Source organism: Candidatus Devosia phytovorans (genome assembly GCA_029202405.1).
GTDB lineage: Bacteria > Pseudomonadota > Alphaproteobacteria > Rhizobiales > Devosiaceae > Devosia > Devosia phytovorans.
Map to the genome: position 1 here is coordinate 3,376,976 of CP119312.1, position 24,476 is coordinate 3,401,451.

General features: G+C 59.0%; 23 protein-coding genes, 1 tRNA gene and 1 pseudogene. 16 read left to right on the plus strand and 9 right to left on the minus strand.

What is annotated here, in order from left to right:
• Window positions 1–3 precede the first annotated feature (3 nt).
• The 10 genes from P0Y65_16550 to P0Y65_16595 are packed head-to-tail and all read left to right on the plus strand — an operon-like array spanning window position 4 to window position 8,941.
• Window positions 4–495 (plus strand): acyltransferase, encoded by a 492-nt coding sequence (locus P0Y65_16550; protein ID WEK03784.1) that lies wholly within the window; start codon window positions 4–6, stop codon window positions 493–495.
• Window positions 492–1,289 carry an NAD(P)-dependent oxidoreductase gene (locus P0Y65_16555; protein ID WEK03785.1) on the plus strand — a complete coding sequence of 266 codons (798 nt, stop codon included), beginning with the start codon at window positions 492–494 and terminating at the stop codon, window positions 1,287–1,289. Before P0Y65_16550 ends, P0Y65_16555 begins: the two co-directional genes overlap by 4 nt.
• 11 nt (window positions 1,290–1,300) lie before the next feature.
• Entirely contained in the window at window positions 1,301–2,077 is a 777-nt protein-coding gene (locus tag P0Y65_16560) for a cephalosporin hydroxylase family protein (GenBank protein ID WEK03786.1), read from the plus strand.
• A 5-nt stretch (window positions 2,078–2,082) separates the two neighbouring features.
• Window positions 2,083–3,030 carry a glycosyltransferase family A protein gene (locus P0Y65_16565; GenBank protein ID WEK03787.1) on the plus strand — a complete coding sequence of 316 codons (948 nt, stop codon included), beginning with the start codon at window positions 2,083–2,085 and terminating at the stop codon, window positions 3,028–3,030.
• Window positions 3,023–3,895: a glycosyltransferase family 2 protein gene (locus P0Y65_16570; protein WEK03788.1), complete on the plus strand. Its 873-nt coding sequence runs from the start codon at window positions 3,023–3,025 to the stop codon at window positions 3,893–3,895. Before P0Y65_16565 ends, P0Y65_16570 begins: the two co-directional genes overlap by 8 nt.
• Window positions 3,892–4,851: a glycosyltransferase gene (locus P0Y65_16575; GenBank protein WEK03789.1), complete on the plus strand. Its 960-nt coding sequence runs from the start codon at window positions 3,892–3,894 to the stop codon at window positions 4,849–4,851. Before P0Y65_16570 ends, P0Y65_16575 begins: the two co-directional genes overlap by 4 nt.
• Before the next feature lies 1 nt (window position 4,852).
• Window positions 4,853–5,746, plus strand: coding sequence for an alpha-1,2-fucosyltransferase (locus P0Y65_16580; GenBank protein ID WEK03790.1), 894 nt, complete (start codon window positions 4,853–4,855; stop codon window positions 5,744–5,746).
• On the plus strand, window positions 5,743–6,897 hold the full coding sequence (locus P0Y65_16585; protein ID WEK03791.1) for a glycosyltransferase: 1,155 nt from the start codon (window positions 5,743–5,745) through the stop codon (window positions 6,895–6,897). The genes P0Y65_16580 and P0Y65_16585 overlap by 4 nt, the downstream gene beginning before the upstream one ends.
• Entirely contained in the window at window positions 6,894–7,778 is an 885-nt protein-coding gene (locus tag P0Y65_16590) for a glycosyltransferase family 2 protein (protein WEK03792.1), read from the plus strand. Before P0Y65_16585 ends, P0Y65_16590 begins: the two co-directional genes overlap by 4 nt.
• Complete coding sequence (locus P0Y65_16595) at window positions 7,736–8,941, plus strand: glycosyltransferase family 4 protein (protein WEK03793.1); 1,206 nt, start codon at window positions 7,736–7,738, stop codon at window positions 8,939–8,941. The genes P0Y65_16590 and P0Y65_16595 overlap by 43 nt, the downstream gene beginning before the upstream one ends.
• A 12-nt stretch (window positions 8,942–8,953) precedes the next feature.
• Here the strand turns inward: P0Y65_16595 and P0Y65_16600 are convergent, their stop codons facing one another.
• From P0Y65_16600 to P0Y65_16615, 4 genes are all read right to left on the minus strand, one after another.
• Entirely contained in the window at window positions 8,954–10,144 is a 1,191-nt protein-coding gene (locus P0Y65_16600) for a hypothetical protein (protein ID WEK03794.1), read from the minus strand.
• A gap of 4 nt (window positions 10,145–10,148) precedes the next feature.
• Entirely contained in the window at window positions 10,149–10,910 is a 762-nt protein-coding gene (locus P0Y65_16605; protein ID WEK03795.1) for a hypothetical protein, read from the minus strand.
• Between the two features lie 123 nt (window positions 10,911–11,033).
• Window positions 11,034–11,768, minus strand: a complete 735-nt coding sequence (locus P0Y65_16610) for a hypothetical protein (GenBank protein ID WEK03796.1) — start codon at window positions 11,766–11,768, stop codon at window positions 11,034–11,036.
• A gap of 158 nt (window positions 11,769–11,926) precedes the next feature.
• Window positions 11,927–12,889: a tyrosine-type recombinase/integrase gene (locus tag P0Y65_16615; protein WEK03797.1), complete on the minus strand. Its 963-nt coding sequence runs from the start codon at window positions 12,887–12,889 to the stop codon at window positions 11,927–11,929.
• 862 nt (window positions 12,890–13,751) lie between these two features.
• Between P0Y65_16615 and P0Y65_16620 the strand changes: the two genes are divergently transcribed.
• Window positions 13,752–14,339 carry a hypothetical protein gene (locus tag P0Y65_16620; GenBank protein WEK03798.1) on the plus strand — a complete coding sequence of 196 codons (588 nt, stop codon included), beginning with the start codon at window positions 13,752–13,754 and terminating at the stop codon, window positions 14,337–14,339.
• A gap of 177 nt (window positions 14,340–14,516) precedes the next feature.
• Here P0Y65_16620 and P0Y65_16625 read toward each other — a convergent pair.
• Window positions 14,517–14,593, minus strand: a tRNA-Arg gene (locus tag P0Y65_16625).
• 284 nt (window positions 14,594–14,877) lie between these two features.
• Between P0Y65_16625 and P0Y65_16630 the strand changes: the two are divergent.
• Window positions 14,878–15,327: pseudogene (locus P0Y65_16630) on the plus strand (lytic transglycosylase domain-containing protein).
• Between the two features lie 108 nt (window positions 15,328–15,435).
• Here P0Y65_16630 and P0Y65_16635 read toward each other — a convergent pair.
• Complete coding sequence (locus tag P0Y65_16635; GenBank protein WEK03799.1) at window positions 15,436–16,104, minus strand: hypothetical protein; 669 nt, start codon at window positions 16,102–16,104, stop codon at window positions 15,436–15,438.
• Between the two features lie 135 nt (window positions 16,105–16,239).
• Between P0Y65_16635 and P0Y65_16640 the strand changes: the two genes are divergently transcribed.
• Window positions 16,240–16,869: a PAS domain-containing protein gene (locus P0Y65_16640; protein WEK03800.1), complete on the plus strand. Its 630-nt coding sequence runs from the start codon at window positions 16,240–16,242 to the stop codon at window positions 16,867–16,869.
• Window positions 16,870–16,929: 60 nt separating this feature from the next.
• On the opposite strand, the gene P0Y65_16645 is transcribed toward P0Y65_16640, so the two are convergent.
• Window positions 16,930–17,319: a response regulator gene (locus P0Y65_16645; protein ID WEK03801.1), complete on the minus strand. Its 390-nt coding sequence runs from the start codon at window positions 17,317–17,319 to the stop codon at window positions 16,930–16,932.
• Window positions 17,320–17,531: 212 nt separating this feature from the next.
• On the opposite strand from P0Y65_16645, the gene polA reads away from it, so the two are divergent.
• Window positions 17,532–20,453 (plus strand): DNA polymerase I, encoded by a 2,922-nt coding sequence (gene polA / locus P0Y65_16650; protein WEK03802.1) that lies wholly within the window; start codon window positions 17,532–17,534, stop codon window positions 20,451–20,453.
• A gap of 169 nt (window positions 20,454–20,622) precedes the next feature.
• On the opposite strand, the gene P0Y65_16655 is transcribed toward polA, so the two are convergent.
• A complete protein-coding gene (locus P0Y65_16655) occupies window positions 20,623–21,213 on the minus strand; it encodes a TIGR02391 family protein (protein ID WEK03803.1) in 591 nt (196 codons plus the stop codon).
• Window positions 21,197–21,862, minus strand: coding sequence for a DUF5343 domain-containing protein (locus tag P0Y65_16660; GenBank protein WEK03804.1), 666 nt, complete (start codon window positions 21,860–21,862; stop codon window positions 21,197–21,199). Before P0Y65_16660 ends, P0Y65_16655 begins: the two co-directional genes overlap by 17 nt.
• Before the next feature lie 198 nt (window positions 21,863–22,060).
• Here P0Y65_16660 and P0Y65_16665 point away from each other — a divergent pair, with 198 nt between their 5' ends.
• Together P0Y65_16665 and P0Y65_16670 are read left to right on the plus strand one after the other, a co-directional pair.
• On the plus strand, window positions 22,061–22,879 hold the full coding sequence (locus tag P0Y65_16665; GenBank protein ID WEK03805.1) for a DUF1206 domain-containing protein: 819 nt from the start codon (window positions 22,061–22,063) through the stop codon (window positions 22,877–22,879).
• A 426-nt stretch (window positions 22,880–23,305) separates the two neighbouring features.
• A complete protein-coding gene (locus tag P0Y65_16670; protein ID WEK03806.1) occupies window positions 23,306–24,460 on the plus strand; it encodes a DUF2235 domain-containing protein in 1,155 nt (384 codons plus the stop codon).
• The last annotated feature ends 16 nt before the right edge of the window (window positions 24,461–24,476 follow it).

Here is a 24,476-nt window from a genome sequence, read left to right on the forward strand (position 1 = left end):
GACTTGGTTCTGAAAATCCACCCAACTGCCAATATTTCAGGATTGGCCGATATTGAGGATTCGACGCGAGGAACGCTCATATCCATCGGGCAAGATTGCGTGATTGATAGCTTCGTAAAAATCAAGCCGGCGGGGGGGCACGGCGATGTTACAATAGGTCAGAGAAGCGTCATCAATTCTGGGTGCGTGCTTTATACCGGCCACGGTATATCCATTGGAAACTCAGTCCTTGTGGCCGCGAACTGCACCTTTGCGCCTGTAAATCACAACTACGCGTCGCGCTCCATTTTGATCAGCGAGCAAGGCTTTTTGCCTAGCAAGGGTGGCATCGTCATAGAGGACGATGTTTGGATCGGTGCAAACTGCGTCCTGTTGGACGGCGCGCACATCAAGCGGGGCGCAGTAGTCGGCGCAGGCTCGGTAGTGCGTGGGATCCTTGATGCTTACGGGATATACGTCGGAAATCCGCTACGGAAAGTTGCGGAGCGAATATGATCTTCACAGTCTTGGGATCGTCCGGCTTTATCGGCGGCGCTCTGACCAGCCGACTCCGTCAACACGGCCATATTGTACGTACGCCAGCGCGGAATGAGTTTCCCTCAACCGACGACAACCTTGGCCATGTCATCTATTGCATAGGTTTGACGGCTGACTTTCGAAGGCTTCCGTTCGAAACTGTGAACGCCCATGTCTCCGTGCTTGCCAGTTATTTGAAGCGGTGCGAGTTCGAATCGTTTCTTTATCTATCGTCTACCCGCGTTTACGTCGGGTCGGCGCTGGCCCGCGAAGATCAGTCGCTATCTGTCAACCCGGGCGATGCCTCGGACATTTACAACCTTTCAAAACTTATGGGCGAGGCTCTTGTGTTCGCTCAGCACAACCGGACATCGCGCATAGCCAGACTTTCAAACGTCGTGGGGATCGACCTGAATTCAGAGAACTTCCTGATTGACGTGTGTCGGCAAGCCCTCTCGGGAAAAATCAGTATCCGGACCTCATTGGCATCCATGAAGGACTACATTCATGTGAATGACGTGGTGAATTACCTGGTGAAGATCAGCACCGACGGCCAATCGGGCACCTACAATGTCGCGTTTGGGAAAAACATCACACACGGGCAAATCGTAGAGCGTCTTCAAATCCTCACCCGGTGCTCGGTGGAGGTTGCAAGCTCAGCACCTACTGTCCAATATCCGGTCATAGACGTGGAAAAGCTAAGAAATGACTTTGGACCTTGTGAGCATAACATACTGGATAGCATTCCAGAAATCCTAAGCGCGCTATCATAGAGGAAATGAAAATGGACCCCCAAGAGCAATTCCGATCGGAGCGCGAGACGCGTATCAGGGCCATGGCTGGCGAAACAAAGTTGCGTGATTTGTCGCGCCAGTGGACGCAGGAATCTGTCGCTCAGCAATATGTATATAATTTTGACTGGCTGGGTCGTCCTATCATCCAGTATCCCCAGGACATGGTTGCATTTCAGGAGATCGTTTGGAAAACGAAACCTGACCTCATCATTGAGACTGGAATCGCCCACGGCGGATCACTCGTGTTGAGCGCCTCGTTGCTGGCCATGCTCGACTATGCAGATGCTGCCACGCAAGGAACAGTTTTGGATCCCGCTAAGCCGAAGAGAAAAGTTCTCGGGATAGACATCGATATCAGGGAGCACAATCGAAAGGCAATTTTGGAGCACCCTTTCGCTGCACGTATCGACATGATTCAGGGATCATCGATCGATCCAAAAACTGTCGCTCAAGTCCACGATTATGCGAGAGGGGCTAATTCGGTGCTGGTTTGCCTGGATTCGAACCATACCGAAGAGCATGTACTGGAAGAATTGCAGGCTTACGCTCCATTAACAAGTGTCGGTAGCTATTGCATCGTTTTCGACACTTTTGTTGAAGACTTAGCTGCCGGCAGCTTTCCAAACCGTCCATGGGAAGTCGGAAACAACCCCAAGACCGCCGTTTGGAAGTATCTGGAGACAAACAAAGAATTTACGATCGACAAAACCATTCACGACAAACTGCTGACTACGGCAGCACCCGACGGCTTCCTTCTTCGTGGTTAGTGACAGTGAGCGCTAGCGAAAAATCCGATGCTAACCAGCCATTGGTAAGCATCGGAATTCCGACCTATAATCGGCCAGAATTACTGGAGCGCACCCTAAGCAGGATTACAAGGCAGACATACAAAAATATCGAAGTAATAATTTCTGACAACGCTTCGCCGGACCCAAGAGTTCAAGAAGTAATAGATAAATACAAATCAGTCGACAAAAGAGTGAAGTCTAAGAGGCAATCAAGCATTGTCACTCCCTACCGGAATTTTATTGCAGTTCTTCAAGAGTCCTGCGGCGAGTACTTCATGTGGGCTGCAGATGACGACGCCATAGAAGGCTGGTTTGTCCAGAGGTGCGTGGACAAGTTCCTTAGTCACCCCGAATTGGCGTTCGTCACATTTGAAGCGAATTATTTCGAGCAGAATTTTCTGAGTTTCGATTTCTTTTCGGAGGGTAGTGCCTTCCGAGAAACTGGTTCTCAGACAATTTACGAACGCGCGGGCACAATAATTCGATACGGCTTCGGCAATCTTGTCTACGGTATGTATAGGCGCGATGCCTTAGTCCGAGACCGTCAAGTTATGTGGGAGCGCACACGACTAAGCTCCGCCAACGAACTACCATTGCTTTTGCTTGCCTGTCAGAGAGGCGAGTTTTTAGTTATGGAGACAGTAGGCTTACATAAGAGCGTTCCCAGATCGGTCTACGAATATGCCGTCTGGGAGAATACCGGCGGATGGGCCCCGGATGGGCCACGCCTGCATCCCAAGTCGTTTTTCGCTTCGGCGAAATATCACCTACTGTCCTACGTGGATGTCAGCTCGGCAGTGAACTTGTTGGAAATTACTGCTGCCGAGAAACTCGCTTTAAAACTGCGCGCCGCCGCTCGGTTTGCCTCCCATTTCGCCTGCGTGATTATCGGCTACAAGCCTAGGCTGCCTAGGACGCCACCGCATGACTAAGCCGTCTCTTCTCATCGGCGTTCCAGTATACCAGGCAGATGCCTATCTCGAAGAGGCGATCAACAGCCTTGTCGTTCAAAGTTTTCACAACTGGGAAATGGTGATCGCGGACAACGCGTCAACCGATCGCACCTCCGACATAGCCAAAGCATTTGCCAACCGCGACCAACGCATCCGCTATGTGCGTCATGAGCGCAACGTTGGGGCGGCCGCCAACTTCCTATTCTTGGCGGGAATGGCAACGCACCCCTATTTCATGTGGGCTGCTGCCGATGACCGGTGGAGCCCTGACTATATCGAACGCTGCATGACGGTGCTCAAAGACCATCCGGCGATAGGCTTTGCTAGCGGCAGGTTGGTCAATACCGCACCGGATGGCACGGCCCTGCGCGATTTCGGTTACTTCGAAGGCTTGGAGACAGTTTCGCCGCGCGATCGCCTCAGCCACTTTCTCGCGGCGCGAGAAGTCGATGGCAAGGCCAACATCATCTACTCGATATATCGCACCCCCCTGATACAGGCAGTCTGCGCCGATGCGCAGATCATGACCGGTTGGGGTGCAGATATGGGGTTGGTGGCAGCGGCACTTAGCCGGGCCCCCTATCGTCAGGCCGAACAGGCAATTCTCTACAAGGGCGTTGCCTCGACCGAGGACATTGAGACGGCCCGCAATCTCGCACAGGGACGGTATGAAAGTGTCGATTTCGCCGGAAACTTTCCGCTTCGCCAGTTTCCGTCTTACCTGAGGGCCCTGCTCCGCGGCATGCCGTCGGCGGATCTGATCCTTTTGGTGACCCGGATCATGCTCGCCCGCTTGCCGCACGTTGTCCGGTGGCGCCTGATGCGACTCTTGCGCCGGCCATGACCACTGTTTCTGTCATTGTCCCCGTCTACAATGGCGCCGCAACGTTGGCGGCGTGCATCGGCTCGCTGCTCGACCAGGATCAGACCGATGTCGAGATCATTGTCATCGATGATGGATCGACGGACTGTTCGTCGGAGATCGTTTCCGGCTTTTCTGACCCGCGCCTGCGACTCTTTTATCAACCCAATGCTGGTCTGGCGGCGACGCTTAGTCGGGGCATCGACCTGGCATGCGGTCGCTATGTCGCCCGGCTCGATGCCGACGATATCGCCCTGCCCGGCCGCCTGCGCAAGCAAGTCAGCTTTCTCGACGCCCATCCAGAAATTACTCTGCTGGGCACTTGGGCGCAGATCTATGAAGGCGACAGGCCCTCCCAGCGTTTTCACCGCCACGCGCCATCGAGCGATGCCTTGCGGCTGGAACTGCTGCTCGACAATCCTTTCGTGCATTCCTCCGTGATGCTGCGAGCCGACGTTCTCCGTCAATCTGGTGGCTACCGAACCGGACGAGGCAAGGGATTCCCGGAAGATTTCGAACTCTGGTCGCGCCTCGCCGAGCACCATGGCGTGGCCAACCTGCCGGAGGTCCTCACCCTCTATCGGGAACTGCCTGGCAGCATCACCCGGGCCGTTGGCAGCGCGCTAGCCGACCAGGTTGTCGCCCAGTCCGGCGACAATCTGTACAGGACGCTGGCCGGCAGGTATGACAAAGACGCGTGTCGCGCCTTTGCCGCGCTCTATCACGGACGGCGCCCAAGCCGAAGCCTGTTGCCCGATAGACAGGCCACGGAACTGTGGCAGCACGCGGTATCCCGAGTGGGCGGCAACGTATCTGGCTGGTCGGTCGATTTCGCGACGAGCCGCCACCGTATGGACCAGAGACTGAAGACCCAGATGCGCCTGCGCCTGTTACCGGCGCCATTGATCGGTTTGCTCAAATCGATCAAACCGAGATGACATGACCGAGGAACGCCTGTTGCAAAGCTTGGACAATACTTTCGCCGTTGCCCTTTCGGGTGGGCTTGGCAACCAGATGTTCCAATATGCGCTGGGCCGCAGCCTGGCATTACGGCGTGGAGCGCAGTTGGTCCTCGATACGCGACCACTTGACCAGGACAGTCAACGCAGTTTTGCCTTGGCCGACTTTGCGCTGGAGGCCCGGCCTGCCAATGCGAAGCAGATTGCCGCACTTCCTAGGCCCCGCCATCGCCGGCTGCGGCGGCTACCGCAATGGCCCGGGTCAGTGCGCTATGTCGCAGAGCCTGGCTTTGCCTTTGCTGCCAGAATTCTTCAAACGGCTGCCCCCGCCTATCTCGACGGGTTTTGGCAAAGCGAGAAGTATTTCGGTGACAAGGCGGAGGCGGTTCGTGCCGATTTCCAGCTTCGGCAGCCCCTGCATCCCAATCGCCAGGCAATCGCCGAGCTCATCGACAACTCCCAGGCAGTCTCGGTCCACGTCCGGCGCGGCGACTATGTCACCAATGCGACCGCCAACTCCTACCATGGCACCTGCGAGCCGGATTGGTATCGACGCGCCAGAGCCATCATCGAACAGCATTGTGCTGGGGCACGCTATTTCGTTTTCAGCGACGATCCAGCCTGGGCGCAAGCCAATCTGGCCATGCCCGCCTCGACCTGCTTCGTGCGGCCCAGCAACGACGGCCGGGACCATGAAGATCTACACCTGATGGCGCGCTGCCGGCACCATATCGTTGCCAACAGCTCGTTCAGCTGGTGGGGCGCCTGGCTCAACCCGGCTGCCGACAAGCAGGTGGTGGCACCGGCACAATGGTTTCGCGATGCAACGATCGACACGCGCGACCTGCTGCCCAGCCAATGGTTGCGGCTATGAGGGTACTTGTCACCACCCCGACCTTTCCGCCTCACAACAGCGGGCTGGGCAATGCTGCCCTCCAACAGGCGCTGGGTCTGCAAAGGCGCGGCGTAGATGTGGTCGTAGCCACTGGTGGCGACCGGCGAGCGAAAGAAACGATCGAAGGCATCGCCGTCGAGCGCTTCGCCGTTTCCGGCGCAGAGAGCCTTCTGCATCCCATCAGGGGCGACGTGACTGGATATTTGGCATTTCTCGAAGGCTCCGCCTTCGACGTCCTCCTGCTCAACGCTTGGCAGAATTGGGCCACCGACCTAGCAATGCGGATCGCGCCCCAAATCTCGGGCCGAAAATTCCTCTATAGCCACGGCCTTTCGACCAATGTCTTCTTTCCCGCGCAGCCAGTGCGCTCCACCCTACGCTTTTTGGCATGGCGGCGCTATTGGTGGGAACTCGCGCGAAAATCCAGCCTGCTTGACGGCGTCATCGCGCTTGCCGAAACCGGAACCGACAGCCGCTTTGATGATGTGAAAGTGGTGAGGCGATCGGGTACGCCGGTACATATAATCGCCAATTCAGCTTCGAACGGCCTGCAGGACAGGCAGCTGCCGCACAAATCGGAACGCCGCCAGATCATAGCAGTGGGCTCCTACACTTGGCTCAAGGGCTTCGATTTCGTACTGCGAGCCTATGCCGCTTCCGCAGCGCGCGGGCGATATCCTTTGGTGCTTTACGGCCAGCATCACACGCGGTTCACCACTAAACTGCGCCACTTGGCACGAAGGCTGGATATTTCCGACGCCGACCTCGTGTTTAATGAGGGCTTTTCAGGCCAGCAGCTGGCTGCCGAATACAGCCGTGCGGTCCTGGTCATCTCCGGCTCGAGGACGGAGTGCCAGCCGCTTGTGCTGATTGACGCCATGGCGACGGGCACGCCATTCGTCGCGCGGCCTACAGGCTGCATTGCGGACATGCCAGGCGGCGTCGTGGCGTCCTCCCCGAGTGAAGCAGCTCGGCAGATCGACCGCATCCTCGCCGACGATAGTGTCTGGTCTGGCTATAGCGCCATGAGCATCGATGCTGCTGCAACCACATACGATGCTGAGCGCAACGCCGATCTTCTCTTGCACCTGTTGCGAGCACCACCTTCCGGTCCGGGCAAACCGGCATGACCGATCCCAGCGCGCCGCTCGTAACCATCGCCATGCCCGTATTCAACGGAGGTCTTTACGTCGCTGCCGCGGTCCGCTCCATCGTTGCGCAATCCTTTGCCGATTGGGAATTGCTGATCATTGACGATGGATCGACCGACGGCGCGCTCGGTCGGCTTTCGGAACTGGCCGACTACCGGATCCGCCTAATCCGCGATGGGCGGAATCTCGGCTTGGCCGCCCGCCTAAATCAAGCAATCGAGCAGGCAAGGGGCCGGTATTTCGCCCGCATGGATCATGACGATGTGGCTCATCCAGAACGGCTACATCATCAACTGCTCTATATGGAAGGAAATCCAGCGGTCGATCTGCTGGGCACCAAATGTGTCGCCATCTCCGAAGACTATGAAATCCTGGGAGAATTCCCATTCAGCGCAACGCATGCGGAGATTTGTCGCCGGCCATGGTTGGGCTTTTACCTTGCCCACCCCACCTGGCTGGGGCGCACCGACTGGTTCCGCCGGCATCGCTATGCCCAGCCTGCGCCCTTTCGTTGCGAGGACCAGGAACTGTTGTTGCGTGCCCATGCCAACAGCACCTATCACGCGCTTGCAACGCCGCTCCTGGCCTACCGCGTGCGAAACCGCGTTGAACTGCGCAGTCTTTTGCGGACCCGCATGACGCTATCCGGCGTGCAATGCCATTATTTCTGGGGGCGCGGCCAGATCCTCGCCGCCGCAACAGCAGTCGCGGCAGCTCTCGCCCGTATGGCCAAGGATGTTCTGCTTCCCCCCACAGGCGACCGGCGTGCAGAAGTCGCGACGGAACTTCCCGCTGAGGAGCATGTCTGGTGGACCAAATGGTTGACAAAAATGAAACAATCGGCACGGCCAGCTGGATGAACGGCCATGCAGTGACCGCCCGAATCGAACGGGGCCAGGCCAGCAAGCTGACCATTGCCCTTATCGGAAACCAAGCCTTTGGGCTGATGAACTTCCGCGGAGCATTGATCCGGCGGCTGGTTGGTCAGGGGCACACGGTAGTGGCGCTGGTTCCGGACTACACACCTGCCACCAGGGCTACCATTCGTGACATGGGCGCAATTCCGTTGGACCACGGCATCAGCCGCACAGGGTTGAACCCATGGATCGACGGCCGCGCAATCTGGAAGCTCCGCGCCACGCTCAAACAGATCGCGCCGGATTTAGTCTTGGCTTACACGGTCAAGCCCGTCGTCTATGGAATATTCGCAGCCAGGCTGGCGGGAGTAAAACGGCGATACGCCCTGATCGAGGGTCTCGGCCATGCCTTCATCCATGCTGGCACGATCAAGCAAAGACTCCTGCAGGGCTTCGTCTCCGCACTCTACGGGTTTGCGCTGCATCTCACTGATCGGACGCTGTTCCTCAACGCCGACGACCGCGCCGAGTTTTCCCGGCGTGGCCTGGTGCCGGAAGAGCGCTCACAAGTTGTGGGGACAATCGGCGTCGCTCTCGACGAATGGTCCGTGGCGCCGCCTGTTGTCGAGCCAATAACCTTCCTGTTCATCGGTCGTCTGCTTTACGAAAAAGGCGTGGCAGAATTCGCGGCAGCGGCAGAGATGATACGCGCCGATTTTCCATCGGCGCGGTTCGCAATGGTGGGTGATCTCGACAGCAATCCCAGCAGCCTGCAGCGTGAAACCCTCGAGGACTGGGTGTCCAGGGGGTTAGTCGAATGGCCTGGGCATACGGATGTAAGGCCGTGGATCGCCCACGCCAGCGTCTTCGTCCTACCATCCTATCGAGAGGGTTTTCCGCGAGCAACGCAGGAGGCCATGGCAATGGGCCGCCCCGTAATTACCACCGACGTGGCGGGCTGTCGGGAAACGGTCCTTGACCGCGTCAACGGCTTCTTGATTCCACCGCGCGATGTCCATGCACTGGCGAAGGCTATGCGTCACTTCCTTGATGAGCCCGCCTTGATCGCTAGTATGGGCGCAAAGAGCCGTGACCTGGCCGAGAAGCATTTTGACGTGGACATGGCAACTAACCGACTGCTCGATGCGATCGACGTGCCTCGCTGAGCGAGACGACCATCACACTCCCGCGAGGGGCGGCAATCCACCCATCAGCATGAATAATATCGGCATAGCCACCGCGACCGGAACCACGACAAACCGACCAATCCAGCTTTCCGACAGTCCGAGCGTAAGCAGGAAGATCATCGGCATCATGTACCGTGGCTGCACGAATGTCCCGTATGATATGCCCAGCAGGCTAACCATGATCGTTAAGGCAAGGCAGCCTTTTGCAACGTTGCTTGAGAAAATGTTCTTCACGCCCCAGATTAACCCGGCCAAGAGAATGATCCCGAACTGCCAATAGCCAATGCCAAGCAGATAGAGTCCGCCTTGGACATCGACGACTTGGGGGCGCAGGCCCAGGTTGACAGCATTCCCGACAAGGCGGCTTCCATATGCGATTATGTCGCCAAGGGCCGAAAATTTGTCGCCTGCGATCTCGGCGCCGATTTCCACGTTTCGCTGCAGCGTTCGGTCTACGCCTGCTAACTCCGTGATCGGAAATGCGATGAGAAGCATTATGAGAAACAGTGTGGCAATCATCCCGCCGGAAACGAAGGCAAAGCGACGGCAGATTAGAACCACGGCCACCATGCCGAGTATGAGGGCGAAGCCATCCCTAAACCAGAAGGATAGGAATATCGATAGACCGGCGAGATACCACCGTCCTCCCACCAGCGCCAAGAGATTGACCGAGGTCAGAAAGATCAGCGGAATTTCCTTGTTGGGATAAGGAAGGCAACTGATGATGTAGAAATTGGTCGACACCATTGTCAGAGCCACTAGCCAGATCCGACCGCTATATTGAGATCCGGCGACCCGGTGCAGCGTGGCATTGAACAGAACAGCCGAAAGCGCAAGCAATGTGATATTGGCGACCAGTGCGTACGCTTTGCCGAATAAAATGATCGGATAATAGACCAGCACCGTTCCAAGGAAGGTGCTGATATTGGGGATGTGGCTCCAGTTCGATCTCCAGGCGAGATGAACCGAGCGCTCGAGGCTAATAGCATCGGGAACGGTAAATCCGGAAAAGCCGAGTGCTGAAAGATGGCCTGAGCCCGTCGTCAACCAGAAGGCGGCCAAACCCGCTAGGCCAAAAACGATCAATGCAATGAAGAATGAGGCGGTAGCGGAAAGCCTTAGCCCAGACCGCGCCGAAAGGGGCACTTCCTCTGACGCCAGAACTGCGGCTCCGATAGTCATCCGCTTATGTCCGCCTAGCGCGCGTTAACCGTATGCCGTCCAGCGTAAAAGCGACAAAGAGCACTGCTAGCAGTCCACCGATCCAAGCCACGATTGGAAACCGCAACCAGCGCGAACTTGAGATTTCTTCCGGTTCCTCCGCCATAGTGACAAGTTCCAAGGGCCCGCGGCCAAGTTCGGCCAAGCTTCGCGCATCCTCTTCGAGAATACTGGACGCATTGATGAGGGCGGAAATCGCAGTGGCATCCGCAGCGGCTGTCGTCGGTCTGGACGCCGACGTCTGCTCTGCAAAGGCCGCGAGATAACCCGTCAGGATCATTCTGCGCGCGTCGATATCAGATAGCTGCCGTTCAATGTCCCGGTCGAATTCATCGACTGCAGTCTCTATGATCTGGATCGTAGCGTTGAGGAGTTTCAAGCTGTCCACATCGGCGCGACTCTCGACAATAATCCGCACCGTTCGATTGGGCGTTTCAATCCCGGCAGGAATTTCTTCCAACAAAGTCACAAAAGCCCGGTTGTCTATCTCCGACGCCGCAGCCGCAGAATGAACCGCTCTCGAAATAGTGCCCGCTTCGATTGAGAGTTCGGGCACACTGATCACGGCCTGCACCCTGCGCGTATACTCAACGTCGCTGATATTTTGAAACGCCCAGAACCCGACCGTTCCTGCCACCACACTAGGAATGAAGAGGAGCAGGATCCAACTACCTCGTATCACTCTGATGATGTCGAGGATGTCATATGGCTGGTCATGTTTCGACACGCACTATCCGCCCGAGAATCACAAATCAAAGCTCTATTTTAATAGTCCCTAGGATCGTGGTAATCCCCAACGTAACCCTTTTGCCTAGGTGATCTTTCATCGCAATCCAGCACTTTACTGCACCTAAATCTTGGTCGCCCGACATCCGTAGTCCAAATACTCAGTGTTACCGGTCGAAAATTCGTAGTCAACATGAAAACCCAGCATCTCGATCAGCCTCCGAAATGTCGCGGCATCATCCGTAATGTCATAGTGCCCATTTAGGTACATCGGGGGATGCGTCAGGTCATTCCACAGCAGTAATGTGCAGCCTGAAGCCGCATATGCCGCGATGTTAGAGAGAATAAAAGCCCAATGTGGGCTATGGTCAATGCAGTTTCGAACAAGAATGGCGCCATCAATCTTGCCAACAAGTTCGGGGATGAAAATTTCCGCGCCTTGGCTATAGGCGCGATCAATATTGGCAAAGCCGCTCATACCCAGATTAGTTGTTTGCCAATTGATGATGGCATCATAGAGCGGCTCGATGACTGATCGTGAAGCGGCCACATCCCACAAAGAGAGCAGGCTGGCAAGACAGGGACCTACGTCGAGCGCTGCTTTGCCAGCAAGGTGAACGGCGAATTGGCGATAATCAGTTTCACTGCCGCCGAAAAACTCACGAACGAACATCTCGTCGCCAAAACCACGGGACATGTAGCACTCCGGACGCTTCGGACGTCCAATGGCCTCCATGAAGTTTTCCTGTTGCTTCATATACTCAATAGCGTGGTGCAACTCGAATTTCTGAGCATCGTCCCACTTTAGCCTCGGATCATGCCCCAAGATTTTGGCAACCTGCGCTGCCCGATCTGCCATCCAAGCTTTCAACATCACCCTCCGAAATCATATCGTTGCAACTTAGAGAAGCTTTTAGATCTTGCAAGCGAACGGATGTTTGCAGGAACACTTCGTCAAAACGACGCAAGCTAGCCACAACCGCCACCGTGTTCATAAGCAGCTATCACAGCCGCGCATTAGCTACCCCACACATTGATATCCACATTCTCCACATATCGCGCCACCACGTTCATCGAGCGCCAGCCGCCTGCCCGCATGATTGGCAGCAGTTGGACGCCGTTGAGCGTCAGTTGCTGGGCCGCGCCGACGCGCAGTGAGTGACCGGATATTCCGAACACCTCCTCCGCCGTGAACCCGGCCCTCACCGCCAGCTTCTTGAGGATTCTGGTCAAGGCAATAGGGTTCATGAAGCGGTCGATGGCGAACTTGCCATAGACCGGGCGGAATAGTGGGCCGCCTTCGATCTGGGCGGCTTCGACCCAATCCGTCAGCGACTCCAACGCACCGGCCGTCAGGTGCGCGATGCGCCCTGCCCCTTCAGGATCGTTCTTGGCGCGGCGGATCAGCAGGCTGGCCGTGCCGAAGTGGTTGGGTTCGATATCCTCGAAGTGCAAAGCCACCAGTTCGCCACGGCGGCAAAGCGTGTCGAATCCAACTGAGACCAGCGCACGGTCGCGCAGGCCGGAAAGGTCGTCGGTCGTTGCCGCCAATAGGCGATCGCGTAGCGCGGCGGTGACGCCGAGTGCCTGGCTGGGACGCTGAGGTTTCAGCCGTCGAGCGCGTCGGATGGCGAGATCGACATCGACGTCATAGGTTGGGTCACGCAGGCGAAGCAGATAGTGGATCTTGCGGATGCCGGCGAGTTTGCGCTTCAGGGTGGAAGGCTTGAGGCGCTCGGTTTCGGCGGTGATATAGGCGGCGACGGTCGACGACGCGGCGGGCAGGTATTTGAGGCCCCTGTCCTTGCACCAGGTTTCAAAGCTGCCGAAGTCGGAGCGATAGCTGAGCAAGGTGTGCGGCGAGTAGCTGCCGTCAAGACGATCGAGGCATTTGCGCCAATCGGCAAGGTCGGGCCTGCCGCCCAGCAGGAAGCCGGCCGGGCGCTGATGGCGGTGCGCCATCGGCGTGTGATGTTTCACTGGTGCCTCCTGTCAGCGCAGGGAGGCAGGCGAAATTGAAGCGTCCTTCAAAGCAGCTTCAAGGCCGCTTGAAACCAGACTAAAGAAGGGATCAACCATATCGTGTCCTGTTCGTTCAGGAGTGGATGTGGCCAGGTCGCTGCCGCAGCACCACCTGCGGTGGCGATCGCCCTTTCGAGACATGATCGCCCGGACTCGGCAGCTTTCATCCCGAAAGCTTGATCAAAAACATAATCCAAATGTGCGCGGGTTCAATAACGTTCGCGAGGATTTCTGCGGCTTCGACGCAGGCCCAGCGACGTCCGCCGAATTTCAGCTAATCCCGCGAAATCCCACCTAATCCCAGCAAAAGTCTTCGCTGGTTGAAAGTCCAATAACGCTTCTACCTACTCAATGTCGTGATGAAACCTAGATCGCCGCTCGTGTTTTATTTGGTTGTTCCGGCCCGAAACAAAGTTTGCGCGGCGCAGCCTTGGACGAACCGCGTTATTGATTACTCTGCTGGGACTTGGACGCCTCGCAAACCTCCTGGCGCTCGTCCTGACCGTCAAATTTTTGCTTCAGGCCGGCGGCGAGGGGTGCCATATTATTTTACCGGATGACGCCGGAGGCGAAAAACGCGTGGATCATAGGCGCCGCTGTGGTGGCGCCCCCGAGCTACTTACTCGACTTACTCGACGTATTCATCGACAGCCTGAGTCGGCAACTTGCGATCAGCGCGGCTTCGCGCGCTCTCATCAGTGCAAGGAAACTGAGTTTCGTCAACAATCCGGAGAGTGAGGACGCCTGGCGTCACACAGGCCATTGACTTGCCGCCCGGCAACCGCCTGTTCGCAGTGGACTTACTGGGCCCGAGCTGGCCATGGCCGATCCGGCAGAGATCGGCAACAATCCGGATACTTTGGCTGCCCATCCTGATCGCGACATGGTTGCAGTGGTATCAAACACCCAGGATGCGAACCTGCTGCAACTGGTCGACTATGCCAATGGCGCCTTTGCCGGTGTCGTCGGTTTCGATCTGGCCGAACTGGATGTGATCGGGTCAAGCGATACGCCCCAGCCGAGGCGTGACAGCGACCAATGGCATCCGTATGGCAACGTCGTCGCGGTCAACGTCAAAACGCAGAAGCGTGTCGTCTTTTACAGCGTGTCTGACGCTCTTGAACTCTCGCCCTGGGGCGAACCGGTCGAGGTCGGCGCCGATCCTTTTGTCGGCCGTTTAAGCGCCTGCAGAATGGCCAGTGGCAGTATGGATCGATACGGCCCGGCGAAAACCTTGCCGAAATGCGATCTGGACCGTCCTGCGCCTTCTGTCATGTTGCCGCGGCAGAGCAGGACGACTTCTTCACCCGGTCGATGCTGGACAGGTTCGTGCAGGCCAACACGATTTCACAGACCTATCGCGGGCTGCCCGGCCGAAGACCAATGCGAACGCGAAACTTATCGCTGATCAACACCAAGCATCGCCAGTTATACAACGGCTGCACGAGTGAGCTCCTTGGAGAACCACTGCTGCGTTTCTGAGCAGCATTTGTGCAATCAGCATAGCAGGGGCGCGCCAAGATCGTCACGTCAGGGACACCCGCTTCTGGGAAGCAGATGTAACCTATCGAACAATTGAAAATATTGGCGCACCCGACACGATTCGAACGTGTGGCCTCTGCCTTCGGAGGGCAGCGCTCTATCCAGCTGAGCTACGGGTGCATCCGTGACGCGGGGAAGGATCCCGGCTGAACGGGCGCAACGTAACCAAAGCGGGCGATCTGCGCAACGGGGGTTTTGCGTTGTGGGGCCCGCGTCATCAATTTGCCATCAGTCTGCCGTGATTGGAGCCTATCGCGCCTCGGGCGAAATTGCGCTAGAGTGGGTATATGGCTCAGACGACGACACTTTTCAGCAGCATCAGGCCCCTTGGCGCCATGGTTCTCGTGGCAATTGCGGTTTCCGGCTGCTCGATGAGTGCCTTCAAGCCCGCCCCCGGGGGCGGTGCCACCGCGGCGCTGGCCTCGTTTGCCATGCCGACGCCAGCCGGTCATGTGCCCAAGGCAGCGGCGGTGCCCGAAGCGCCGTCGGCCATGGGCTATGCCGATGGTTCGCTCGATCCGCTGATCGTCCATTATTCCCATGAATATGGCGTGCCGGAATCGCTGGTGCGCCGGGTCATCGAGCGCGAGAGCGGCTATAATCCGGCGGCGCGCAATGGGCCCTATTACGGGCTGATGCAGATCAGCCATGCCACCGCGACCGGCCAGGGCTACCGCGGCTCGCCCTCGGGCCTGCTTGATGCCGAAACCAACCTGCGCTTTGCCGTGCGCTACCTCGCCGGTGCCTATGTGACGGCTGGCGGCAATGCCGACCAGGCGGTGCGCTTTTATGCCCGCGGCTATTACTACGACGCCAAGCGCGCGGGCCTCCTGGTCCAGGCCGGCCTGCGCTAGAGCTTTTTCAGCAAAAGTGGCTGCCACTTTTGCGGCTCGAAAATGCGACAATACAAACACTAGGAGCTGTTTCGCCGTTACGGTGAAATGCTCTAGCCGCGCAGCTTTTCAGGCTTTCTTGGTGGCAAACCAGATGGTGTGGCGCGCGCCGCCACGCTTGCCATTGGCCCGCACATTGACCTCGTCCACCGCAAGACCGGCCTGCTTGAGGCGCCGAGTGAACTGGGCATCGGGCGCCGAGGACCAGACGGCGAGATGCCCGCCCGGCGCCAGCGCCGCCTTGGCAATGGCCAGGCCGCGCGCCGAATAGAGCCGGTCATTGGCGGGGCGCGACAGGCCATCGGGACCATTGTCGACATCGAGCAGGATGGCATCGAAACGCCCACGCTCGATCGCCGTGCCGACATCGCCCTGGTGCAGGGTGACGCGGCTGTCGTCGAGGCTGGTGCCATGGATGGATGCCAGCGGTCCGCGCGCCCAGGCGATGACCTCGGGCACCAGTTCGGCGACGATGATCTGACTGGTTGCGGCAAAACTGGTCAGCGCCGCGCGCAGCGTAAAACCCATGCCCAGGCCACCGATCAATATGCGCGGCTGCGGCCGGCCAGCGAGGCGTTCTGCCGATAGCGTCGCCAGGGCTTCTTCCGACCCGCTCAAGCGGCTGTTCATCAGTTCCGTCGTGCCGGCCATGATGGAAAATTCGCTGCCGCGCTGCATCAACTGCAGCGTGTCGCCCCCCGGCACCTGAGCGCGGTCCAGCTTTATCCATGGCAGCATCGGGGGTCTCGCTCGTGCGTTGAAGTCTCAAGGAAATACAAATTCAAATCTTTGGTGTCTCGACAAAAATTCGGGTTCCGAACGGAACCGAAGATCAGCGTGGTCGTTGATACCTATCCATGTGAGGAGGCGTTCGTGGTTCCACAAGCAGCGAAACGCCTGATCAGCGCTGAGCGAACTATTCACTGGGACGCGCAGCGCGCCGAGTTGCGATCAGTCGCCGAAAAATCCCCCCTGATGGTCTGGATGACCGAGCCGGATGGCTATTGCATCTACATGAGCCAGAACTGGTACGATTTCACCGGTCAGGAACCGGGCGAAGCCGAAGGCGACGGCTGGGCCAATGCCCTGCACCGGGACGATCGGCAGCAGGCGCTGGACGTCTTCCTCAATGCCACGGCGCGCGGCGTCATGTATCACACCGAATATCGCCTGTGCCGACACGACGAGGAATACCGCTGGGTGATCGCGGTCGGCCATCCGTTCTTTGACGCCGATGGCACTCTGGGCGGCTATGTCGGCACCGATGCCAGCGCGGAAGTGCTGGTGCGCAGCCGCAAATCGGACAATGTGCTGACGCCGCGCGAGCGGCAAGTGGTGCAATGGGTTGCCGGCGGCAAGACCTCGCTCGAAATATCCATCATCATCGGCATAGCGGCGCGAACGGTGGAGCAGCATGTGCAGGCCGCCATGGTCAAGCTGGGCGCCACCAATCGCGTGCAACTGGCCGTGGAAGCTGCCAAGCGCGGCGAGATCGAAATCTAGCCTCCGGCCCGCTTCGAACCACCCCATCTCCCGAATTGCAGGAACATGCTTCTGTTCAGGTCAGCTCGCCTGCGGCGCTGCGGACAGGATCAGCTCGAGCTGGGTTGCCAGTTCGGTCTGCTGATAGGGCTTGGGCAGGCGCGGCAGGTCGACCTGTTCGCCCGAGGGCAGGTCGGCATAGCCGGTGGCCAGAAGGATGGGCAGGCCGGGCCGCAGGGCGCGAGCCTTGCCGGCCAGTTCCACGCCATTCATGCCGGGCATGGCATAGTCGGTGACAATGGCGTCGACATCGGGATTGGCAGCCAGGATCTCGAGCGCCTGCTTGCCGGAAAAAGCTTCCAGCGCGACGTGGCCGAGGTCTTCGATCATGTCGATCGTATTCATGCTGATCAGCGCGTCGTCATCCACCACAAGGATGGTCGAACGGGCAGTTTTTGCATCAGCGGTCATGACTTAGGCCTTCGTGGTCGATTGGATGCCCCCCGCCAAGTCTATGGCGTGCCGGAAGCAATTTGGGAAGGGGCGATGCCGGGCAGATGTTCTACAGTAGGTCATAAACATGGCCCAATTACATCCGGGAGGTTGGACCTCAGGCCACGCGCACCCTTTTGGCCCGCGCCAGATTGCCCTAAAGTCGCAGCTCTTCAGAATGGAATCGGTTCATGCATCTGCTGCTCGTCGACGGCTCGGGCTATATCTTCCGCGCCTTCCATGCCCTGCCCCCGCTCAACCGCAAGTCGGACGGCCTGCCCGTCAATTGCGTGCAGGGCTTTACCAACATGCTGTGGAAGCTGATGGACGACCTCAAGGCCGAGGACGAGCCGACCCATATGGCCGTCATCTTCGACGCCAAGGGCAAGACATTTCGCGATGATTTCTATCCCGATTACAAAGCCCAGCGCCCGCCGGCGCCCGAAGAGCTGGTGCCGCAGTTTCCGCTGACGCGCTCGGCCACCCGCGCCTTCAACATTCCCTCCATCGAGATGGAGGGCTGGGAGGCCGATGACATCATCGCCACCTATGCCTGCAAGGCGCGTGACGCTGGCATGAAGGTGACCATTGTCTCCTCCGACAAGGACCTGATGCAGCTGGTCGAACCGAACGGCTCGATCCGCCTGCTCGACACCATTCCCCGCCCCGGCCAGCCGCCCCTGCGCTGGATCGGCATGGACGAGGTGTTCACCAAATTCGGCGTGACGCCCGACAAGGTAATCGACGTTCAGGCGCTGTGCGGCGATACCGTCGACAACGTCCCAGGCGTGCCAGGCATTGGCGTCAAGACTGCGGCCGAGCTGATCAATACCTATGGCGATCTCGAAACCCTGCTCGAACGCGCTACCGAGATCAAGCAGAATGCCCGCCGCGAAAAGCTGATCGCCAATGCCGAGCTGGCGCGCATTTCCAAGCGCCTCGTGACGCTTAGCAAGGAAGTGCCCGTCGAGCTCGATCTCGATGCCCTGGCGCGCCAGCCGATCGAGGCGAGCCTGCTGTTCCCCTTCCTCAAGGCGATGGAATTTGCCACCATCACCAAGCGCCTCGCCGGCTTGCTCGACGCCAATCCAGACGATTGGGCACCCGATCCGGAGCTGGCCGCCGCTGGCAGCACTGCCGGTCCGATCGGCTTCAACAACGAGGCCCGCGCCGAAGCCCGAGCCGCGCGCAACGAGGCCTCCGGCAAGGCCGAGGCGCCGCTGATCCTTCATGCCGCGGCCGAACACGAACGCATCAAGGCCATTCCCTTCCAGCCGGAAGCCTATGAGATCATCCGCGATGCCACCCAGCTGCAGCGCTGGCTCGATGCCATCGAGATGACCGGCTATGTGGCGACCGACGCCGAAACCACCGGCCTCGACAACCAGACCGCCGATCTCGTCGGGCTCTCCTTCTCCATCGCCCCCGGCACCGGCGCCTATCTGCCGCTCGGCCACACGACGGGCGCCGGCGACCTGCTCGGCGGCGGGCTGGTCGACGGCCAAATGGATATCCGGCAGGCGCTCGACATGGTTCGTCCCATGTTCGCCTCCAAGGCGATCCTCAAGATCTTCCACAATGCGAAATACGACCTGGGCCTCCTCGCCCGCTATGACATTGCGGTCAATGCGATCGATGACACCCTGCTGCTGAGCTATTCGCTCGATGGCCCGCAATACAATACCCTCGGCGATCTGGCCGATCACTGGCTGGGCGTGCCCGGCACCTCGATCAAGGAGCTGATCGGTACCGGCAAGTCGCAGATCACCTTTGCCGAGGTCGAGCTCGACAAGGCGGCGCGCTATGCATCTGAGGACAGCGACATGACGATCCGCCTCTGGCAGATCCTCAAGCCCCGCCTTGCCGCCGAAAACATGACCACGGTCTATGAAACCCTCGAGCGCCCGCTGGCGCCTGTGCTGGGCCGGATGGAGGGCCGCGGCATCCATGTCGACCGGCAGATCCTCGCGCGCCTCTCGGGCGATTTCGCCCAGCGCGCCGCGGCGCTCGAAGCCGAGGCCTATGAGCTGGCCGGCTCCAATTTCAATCTCGGCTCACCCAAGCAGCTCGGCGAAATCCTGTTTGATCGCATGGGGCTTGAAGGCGGCACCAAGACCAAGACCGGCGCCTGGTCGACCGGCGCCGATGTCCTGGAAGACCTCGCGCTCAAGGGCGTGCCGCTGGCGCGCACCATTGTCGACTGGCGCCAGCTGACCAAGCTGATGGGCACCTATACCAATGCCCTGCCCGAATATATCAACCAGCGCACCGGCCGCGTGCACACGACCTATTCGCAGCATTCGGTTCTCACGGGGCGCCTCAGCTCCAACGATCCGAACCTGCAGAACATTCCGGTTCGCACCGCCGACGGCCGCAAGATCCGCACCGCCTTTGTCGCCGCACCGGGCAAGGTGCTGATTTCAGCCGACTATAGCCAGATCGAGCTGCGCGTCCTCGCCCATATCGCCGATATCCAGGCGCTCAAGGACGCTTTCGAGGAAGGTCTCGACATTCACGCCATGACAGCCAGCGAAATGTTCGGCGTGCCGGTCGAAGGCATGCCCAGCGAAGTCCGCCGCCGCGCCAAGGCGATCAATTTCGGCATCATCTACGGCATTTCCGCCTTCGGCCTCGCCAATCAGCTGGGCATCGAGCGCGGCGTCGCCGGCGACTATATCAAGACCTATTTCGAGCGCTTCCCGGGCATCAAGGACTATATGGACAGCCAGCGGAAGCGGGTGAAGGCCGACGGCTTCGTCACGACGATCTTTGGCCGCAAGATCAATTTCCCCAATGCCAATTCCAGCCACGCCGCCGAACGCAGCTTTGTCGAACGCGCGAGCATCAACGCCCCCATCCAGGGCTCTGCCGCCGACATCATCCGCCGCGCCATGATCCGCATGGAAGGCGAATTGTCCCGCGCCGGCGTCGAAGCCGACATGCTGCTGCAGGTGCATGACGAGTTGATCTTCGAAGTGCCGGAAGGCACGGAAGAGGCGGCGATTCCGGCGATCCGCAAGGTGATGGAAAGCGCGGCAGAACCGGCGGTGCGGTTGTCAGTGCCGATCCAAGTGGATGCCCATGCGGCGAAGAACTGGGACGAAGCGCACTGATCGCCGTGCCGCAGGCAAAATCGCTCCGGTAGAGCGATTTTAGGTGATCAGGCCCGGAGAGCCATGCTCGCAGGGCCCGGATTTACAGCGGGCAGGATGGTTTCCTGCAGCGACGGTCTCAAATTCCGTCCTAAAAGCGTGCGCTCTCATAGTGAAATACCAGCTATCGCTAAGCGTTAGAGGTATCTTGCCCAATATTAGTTATCGCGCCTGCCTCGCGGCCATTTCTTGGACGTTGCGGGGCTGCCATCCTAGCTTTTCGCAAGAGATGTTGCACAAACAACAGAAGATCCAATGCTGTCTCTGGTTCATCCACCCAATTAAACTCGTGAGCGCAAGGGTTGCGGATACCCTGAACCGCACCTGCAAACATTCGATGGTATCCGAGTTGCTCATCCATTTCGGATTGATTCCGCCGATTTGACCAAGCTAGCTGCGGGCTCTTGGGGCTAAAAACTTGGTCCATTCGCGTGGTGCCGGACGCGAAATTGTCCACTCTGACTTGAAGGAACTTCTCCAGCGCCTTGAACGCCTCTTGGATCGCAAGAGAGAAGTGTCCGGAAACAAACAAGTCTCTAGATACCTCCACTAGTTCAGGCTCGACAATAAGAACTGTATAAAGTCTCTGAGGGTCTACCTCCTCCTCCGGAGCGGCGAGCGCCAGCATTCGTGGAGCAGGCAAGGCCAAAGTTGACTGGGAGGCACCCACCTCCAAAAGAAACTCGCGAAAACGCCTAACGCCCTCAAGAAAGTCGTGCATTACCCAAATGCTTCCTCATCGAGCTAAAAATGGCTTCGATTTGGTCAGTGCTAGCGTCGGCGCTAATATGTATCTGGAGATTCAGATTCACGGGAAAAGCGCCCTGAAACTGGCTATGATTTTTCTGATCCACCTGACTCTCGGATTTTAAGGACAGATTCTCGGTGCTTACTTTCGAAGCGGGAACTGCTTTTCGTGGCTTGGCTTGGGTGGATGATGCTGGTCGGGCGGGCGCTTCACCAGGTTCCGGACTAGCAATTAGGAAATATGATGCAGCCTTGTTTCGTGCTGACCCTTCGCCCAACCCTTGGCGTTGAAACCAGTCCACAGCCTTAGCACGTTCACTTGGATCGGGCGCGACGGTCCGAAGGCTATCCCCGTAGCACCTGTCTAGTATCTCCGAAACTGCCTCAGAGTATGAGTCTTGCATGCGCCATTTATGAGCAAGATCCGTGGCCTTGTTGTCCTCAGACAGTATTCCAATGCGCTTTAGTTCTGAAACATACTGACGTGCTGCAGCCTGCTGCACACCCAATTCAACACCCAGCAGATCATCCGACACAGTTGCTCTCGGCGTTTTATTTAGTAGGTTTCTCACGCCCCACCACACAGTAGTTGGCACCTGTGGAAACGAACTAATATCAGCCATTGTCGAATCTCAGCTCCGATCTTTTGCGATATAGCAACGAATATTCCTGTTATGTTCCGCCGTCAACTATGCCGTGACTTCTCCACAGTCACCCACATTCTCATACTCACTGAAAGCGATTGACCAGGGTGCTGTCAGGCCAAAGGGGAACCCCGCCGCTCCCTCCCCATTCCCCTCCGGTCCCCACCGGAGCTCCCCATGTCCAACCACTTCGAAACCCTTGCCCGTCTCGGCTATGCCGCGCGGGGCGTGGTCTATCTGCTGCTCGGCGGCCTCGCGCTCGTCTCCGCCATCTGGGGTGGAACTGCGGCCGATGGGTCGTCCGATGCGCTTTCGACCCTGCTCGGCCTGCCCTTCGGGCGGGTGCTGCTGGGGCTGGTGGCCCTTGGCCTTGTCGGGCATATCCTGTGGCGGCTGGCGCAGGGGCTGCTCAATGCGGACAATGTCGATGACAATGCCCAGGGCTATGCCGGGCGGATCGGCTCGGTGGTCAGCGCCGGGGCCAATGTCTTTCTGGCCCTGTCGGCTGCGCGCATGGCGGTGGTGGGCGGCGGCTCGGGCGGAGAAGGCGGGGAGCAGGGGGCTTCGGCCCTGTTGCTGGCGCAGCCCTTTGGCGCCGTGCTTCTCGGGTTTGCTGCCGTCGGCGTCATCGCGGCCGGGCTTGTGCAGGTGTGGAAGGGCGTGACGCGCGATTATCGCAAGCGGCTGGCGATCCCCTCGGCACAGTCGAGGCTGCTCGATCCGGTCTGCCGCTTCGGGCTTGCCGCGCGCGGCGCGCTGATCGTCCTCATCGGCCTTTTCGTGTTCTATGCCGCCATCAGCGTCTCGCCCGAACAGGCCGGCGGCATCAGCGATGCACTCGACTATGTGCATGCCCTGCCCTTCGGGCCCTACCTTTATGGCCTCGCCGCACTCGGCCTTGTTGCCTTTGGCGCCTATAGCGTGGTGCAGGGCCTTTACCGCCGCATGGATGCGCCGGGGCTGGGCGACATCAAACGCGCCGTGCCCGGGGTTTGAATTATCTTTCACCTCAACGGTTTGAGTGCATTTTTAGAGAGAGTTTTCCCCACCCCTCAAACCCTACTGTACAATCCTGTCAGCCTCTTCACATGGGCGGCCTGCAGGCGAACAGTGGTGAAGGGCGCCGGGCACGGCTTTCGCTGGCGCGTGCAGGTCCGAGCATCGGCCGGCTGTGGCAAGGATCACAGTCCGCGATAACCGATGTTGAGCCAAAAACCGGCATCCCGAGGCGGCCTCCGTCTCGTTATTCAATTATCCAGAGGCGAAAGCCGTCTCGGGATCCGCCCTTTGGGGCGCAAAGAATTGTGAAAACCGTGTTTCAGGCGGCGCTTTGGTACGCCTGAGCATCGGGAAGCGCCCCTATTTCCCCGCTCGTCATCGACTTCTATAGTTCGGCTGCATCATGGCTGGGGAGAGAGGGACATGAAGCGACTGGCGATCTTTTGCGATGGCACCTGGAACCGCATGGCGGCGGACGAGCCGACCAATGTGCTGCTGGCGGCGCAGGCGGTGCTGTCCACCGGGGCCAAAAAGGTGCCGCAGGTGGTGCATTACAACGAGGGCGTGGGCACCTCCTTTGTGGTCAATGAATGGGTCGAAACGCGGCTGGCCGGCGCCTTTGGCTGGAGTCTGTTCGACAAGGTCGCGGATGCCTATCGCTTCCTGATCTTCAACTACGAGCCGGGTGACGAGATCTTCATCTTCGGCTTTTCGCGCGGCGCCTTCACCGCCCGTTCACTGGGCGGGCTGCTGCGCAAATGCGGCATCATTCCGCGGGCCAGCGGCCGCGACATCAAGAAGGCCTTCGATTTCTACCAGCTCAAGGCCGTGGCGCCGGACGACGATCAAGCGCAGCAGTTCCGCATGACCTATTCGCCCCAGACGCTGGCCAAGGACGAGGATCGCGCCTGGCGGGTGGCGCATGGGGCCGATCCGGCCCAGGTGGCGGCGACGCCCCTGCTCGACATCCGCTATATCGGCGTCTGGGACACGGTCGAGGCGCTGGGCCTGCCCAAGCATCTCCATCTCAGCAATCTGACCGGCAGGATCGGCGCCTATGAATTCCACGATGCGCGGCTCTCGAGCACGGTGCATTCGGCGCGCCATGCCGTGGCCACCGACGAGATGCGGCGCAGTTTCGAGCCGACGCTATGGGACAACCTGCCCCTGCTCAATGGCGCCACGGGCAAGCTCTACGAGCAGATGTGGTTTCCCGGCAATCACGGCTCGGTGGGTGGCGGCGGGTCCATCCGGGGCCTGTCAGACAATGCGCTGCTGTGGATTCTCGAAGGCGCGCAAAAGCAGGGACTGGCTTTTGATCCGGCGCTGATCACTCTGGCGCAAGGCCGCATCGACAATGCCGCCCCGCTCAGCAATGTCACCAAGGAGGCGGGGCCCCTCGACTGGATCTATCGCAAGGCACCCCGTCCCGCCCCGGCGCCGGGCGACGTCCTGGCACCGGCCACCATTGCGCGCATGCAGACCGACGACGCCTATCGGCCGGAGCCGCTCAAGGCATGGTGGCCGGGCCAGCCGATCACAATCGGCAACCGCCGGCGCTCTGGCCCGTTGCCGTGATGGAAGGAGTGCCTGA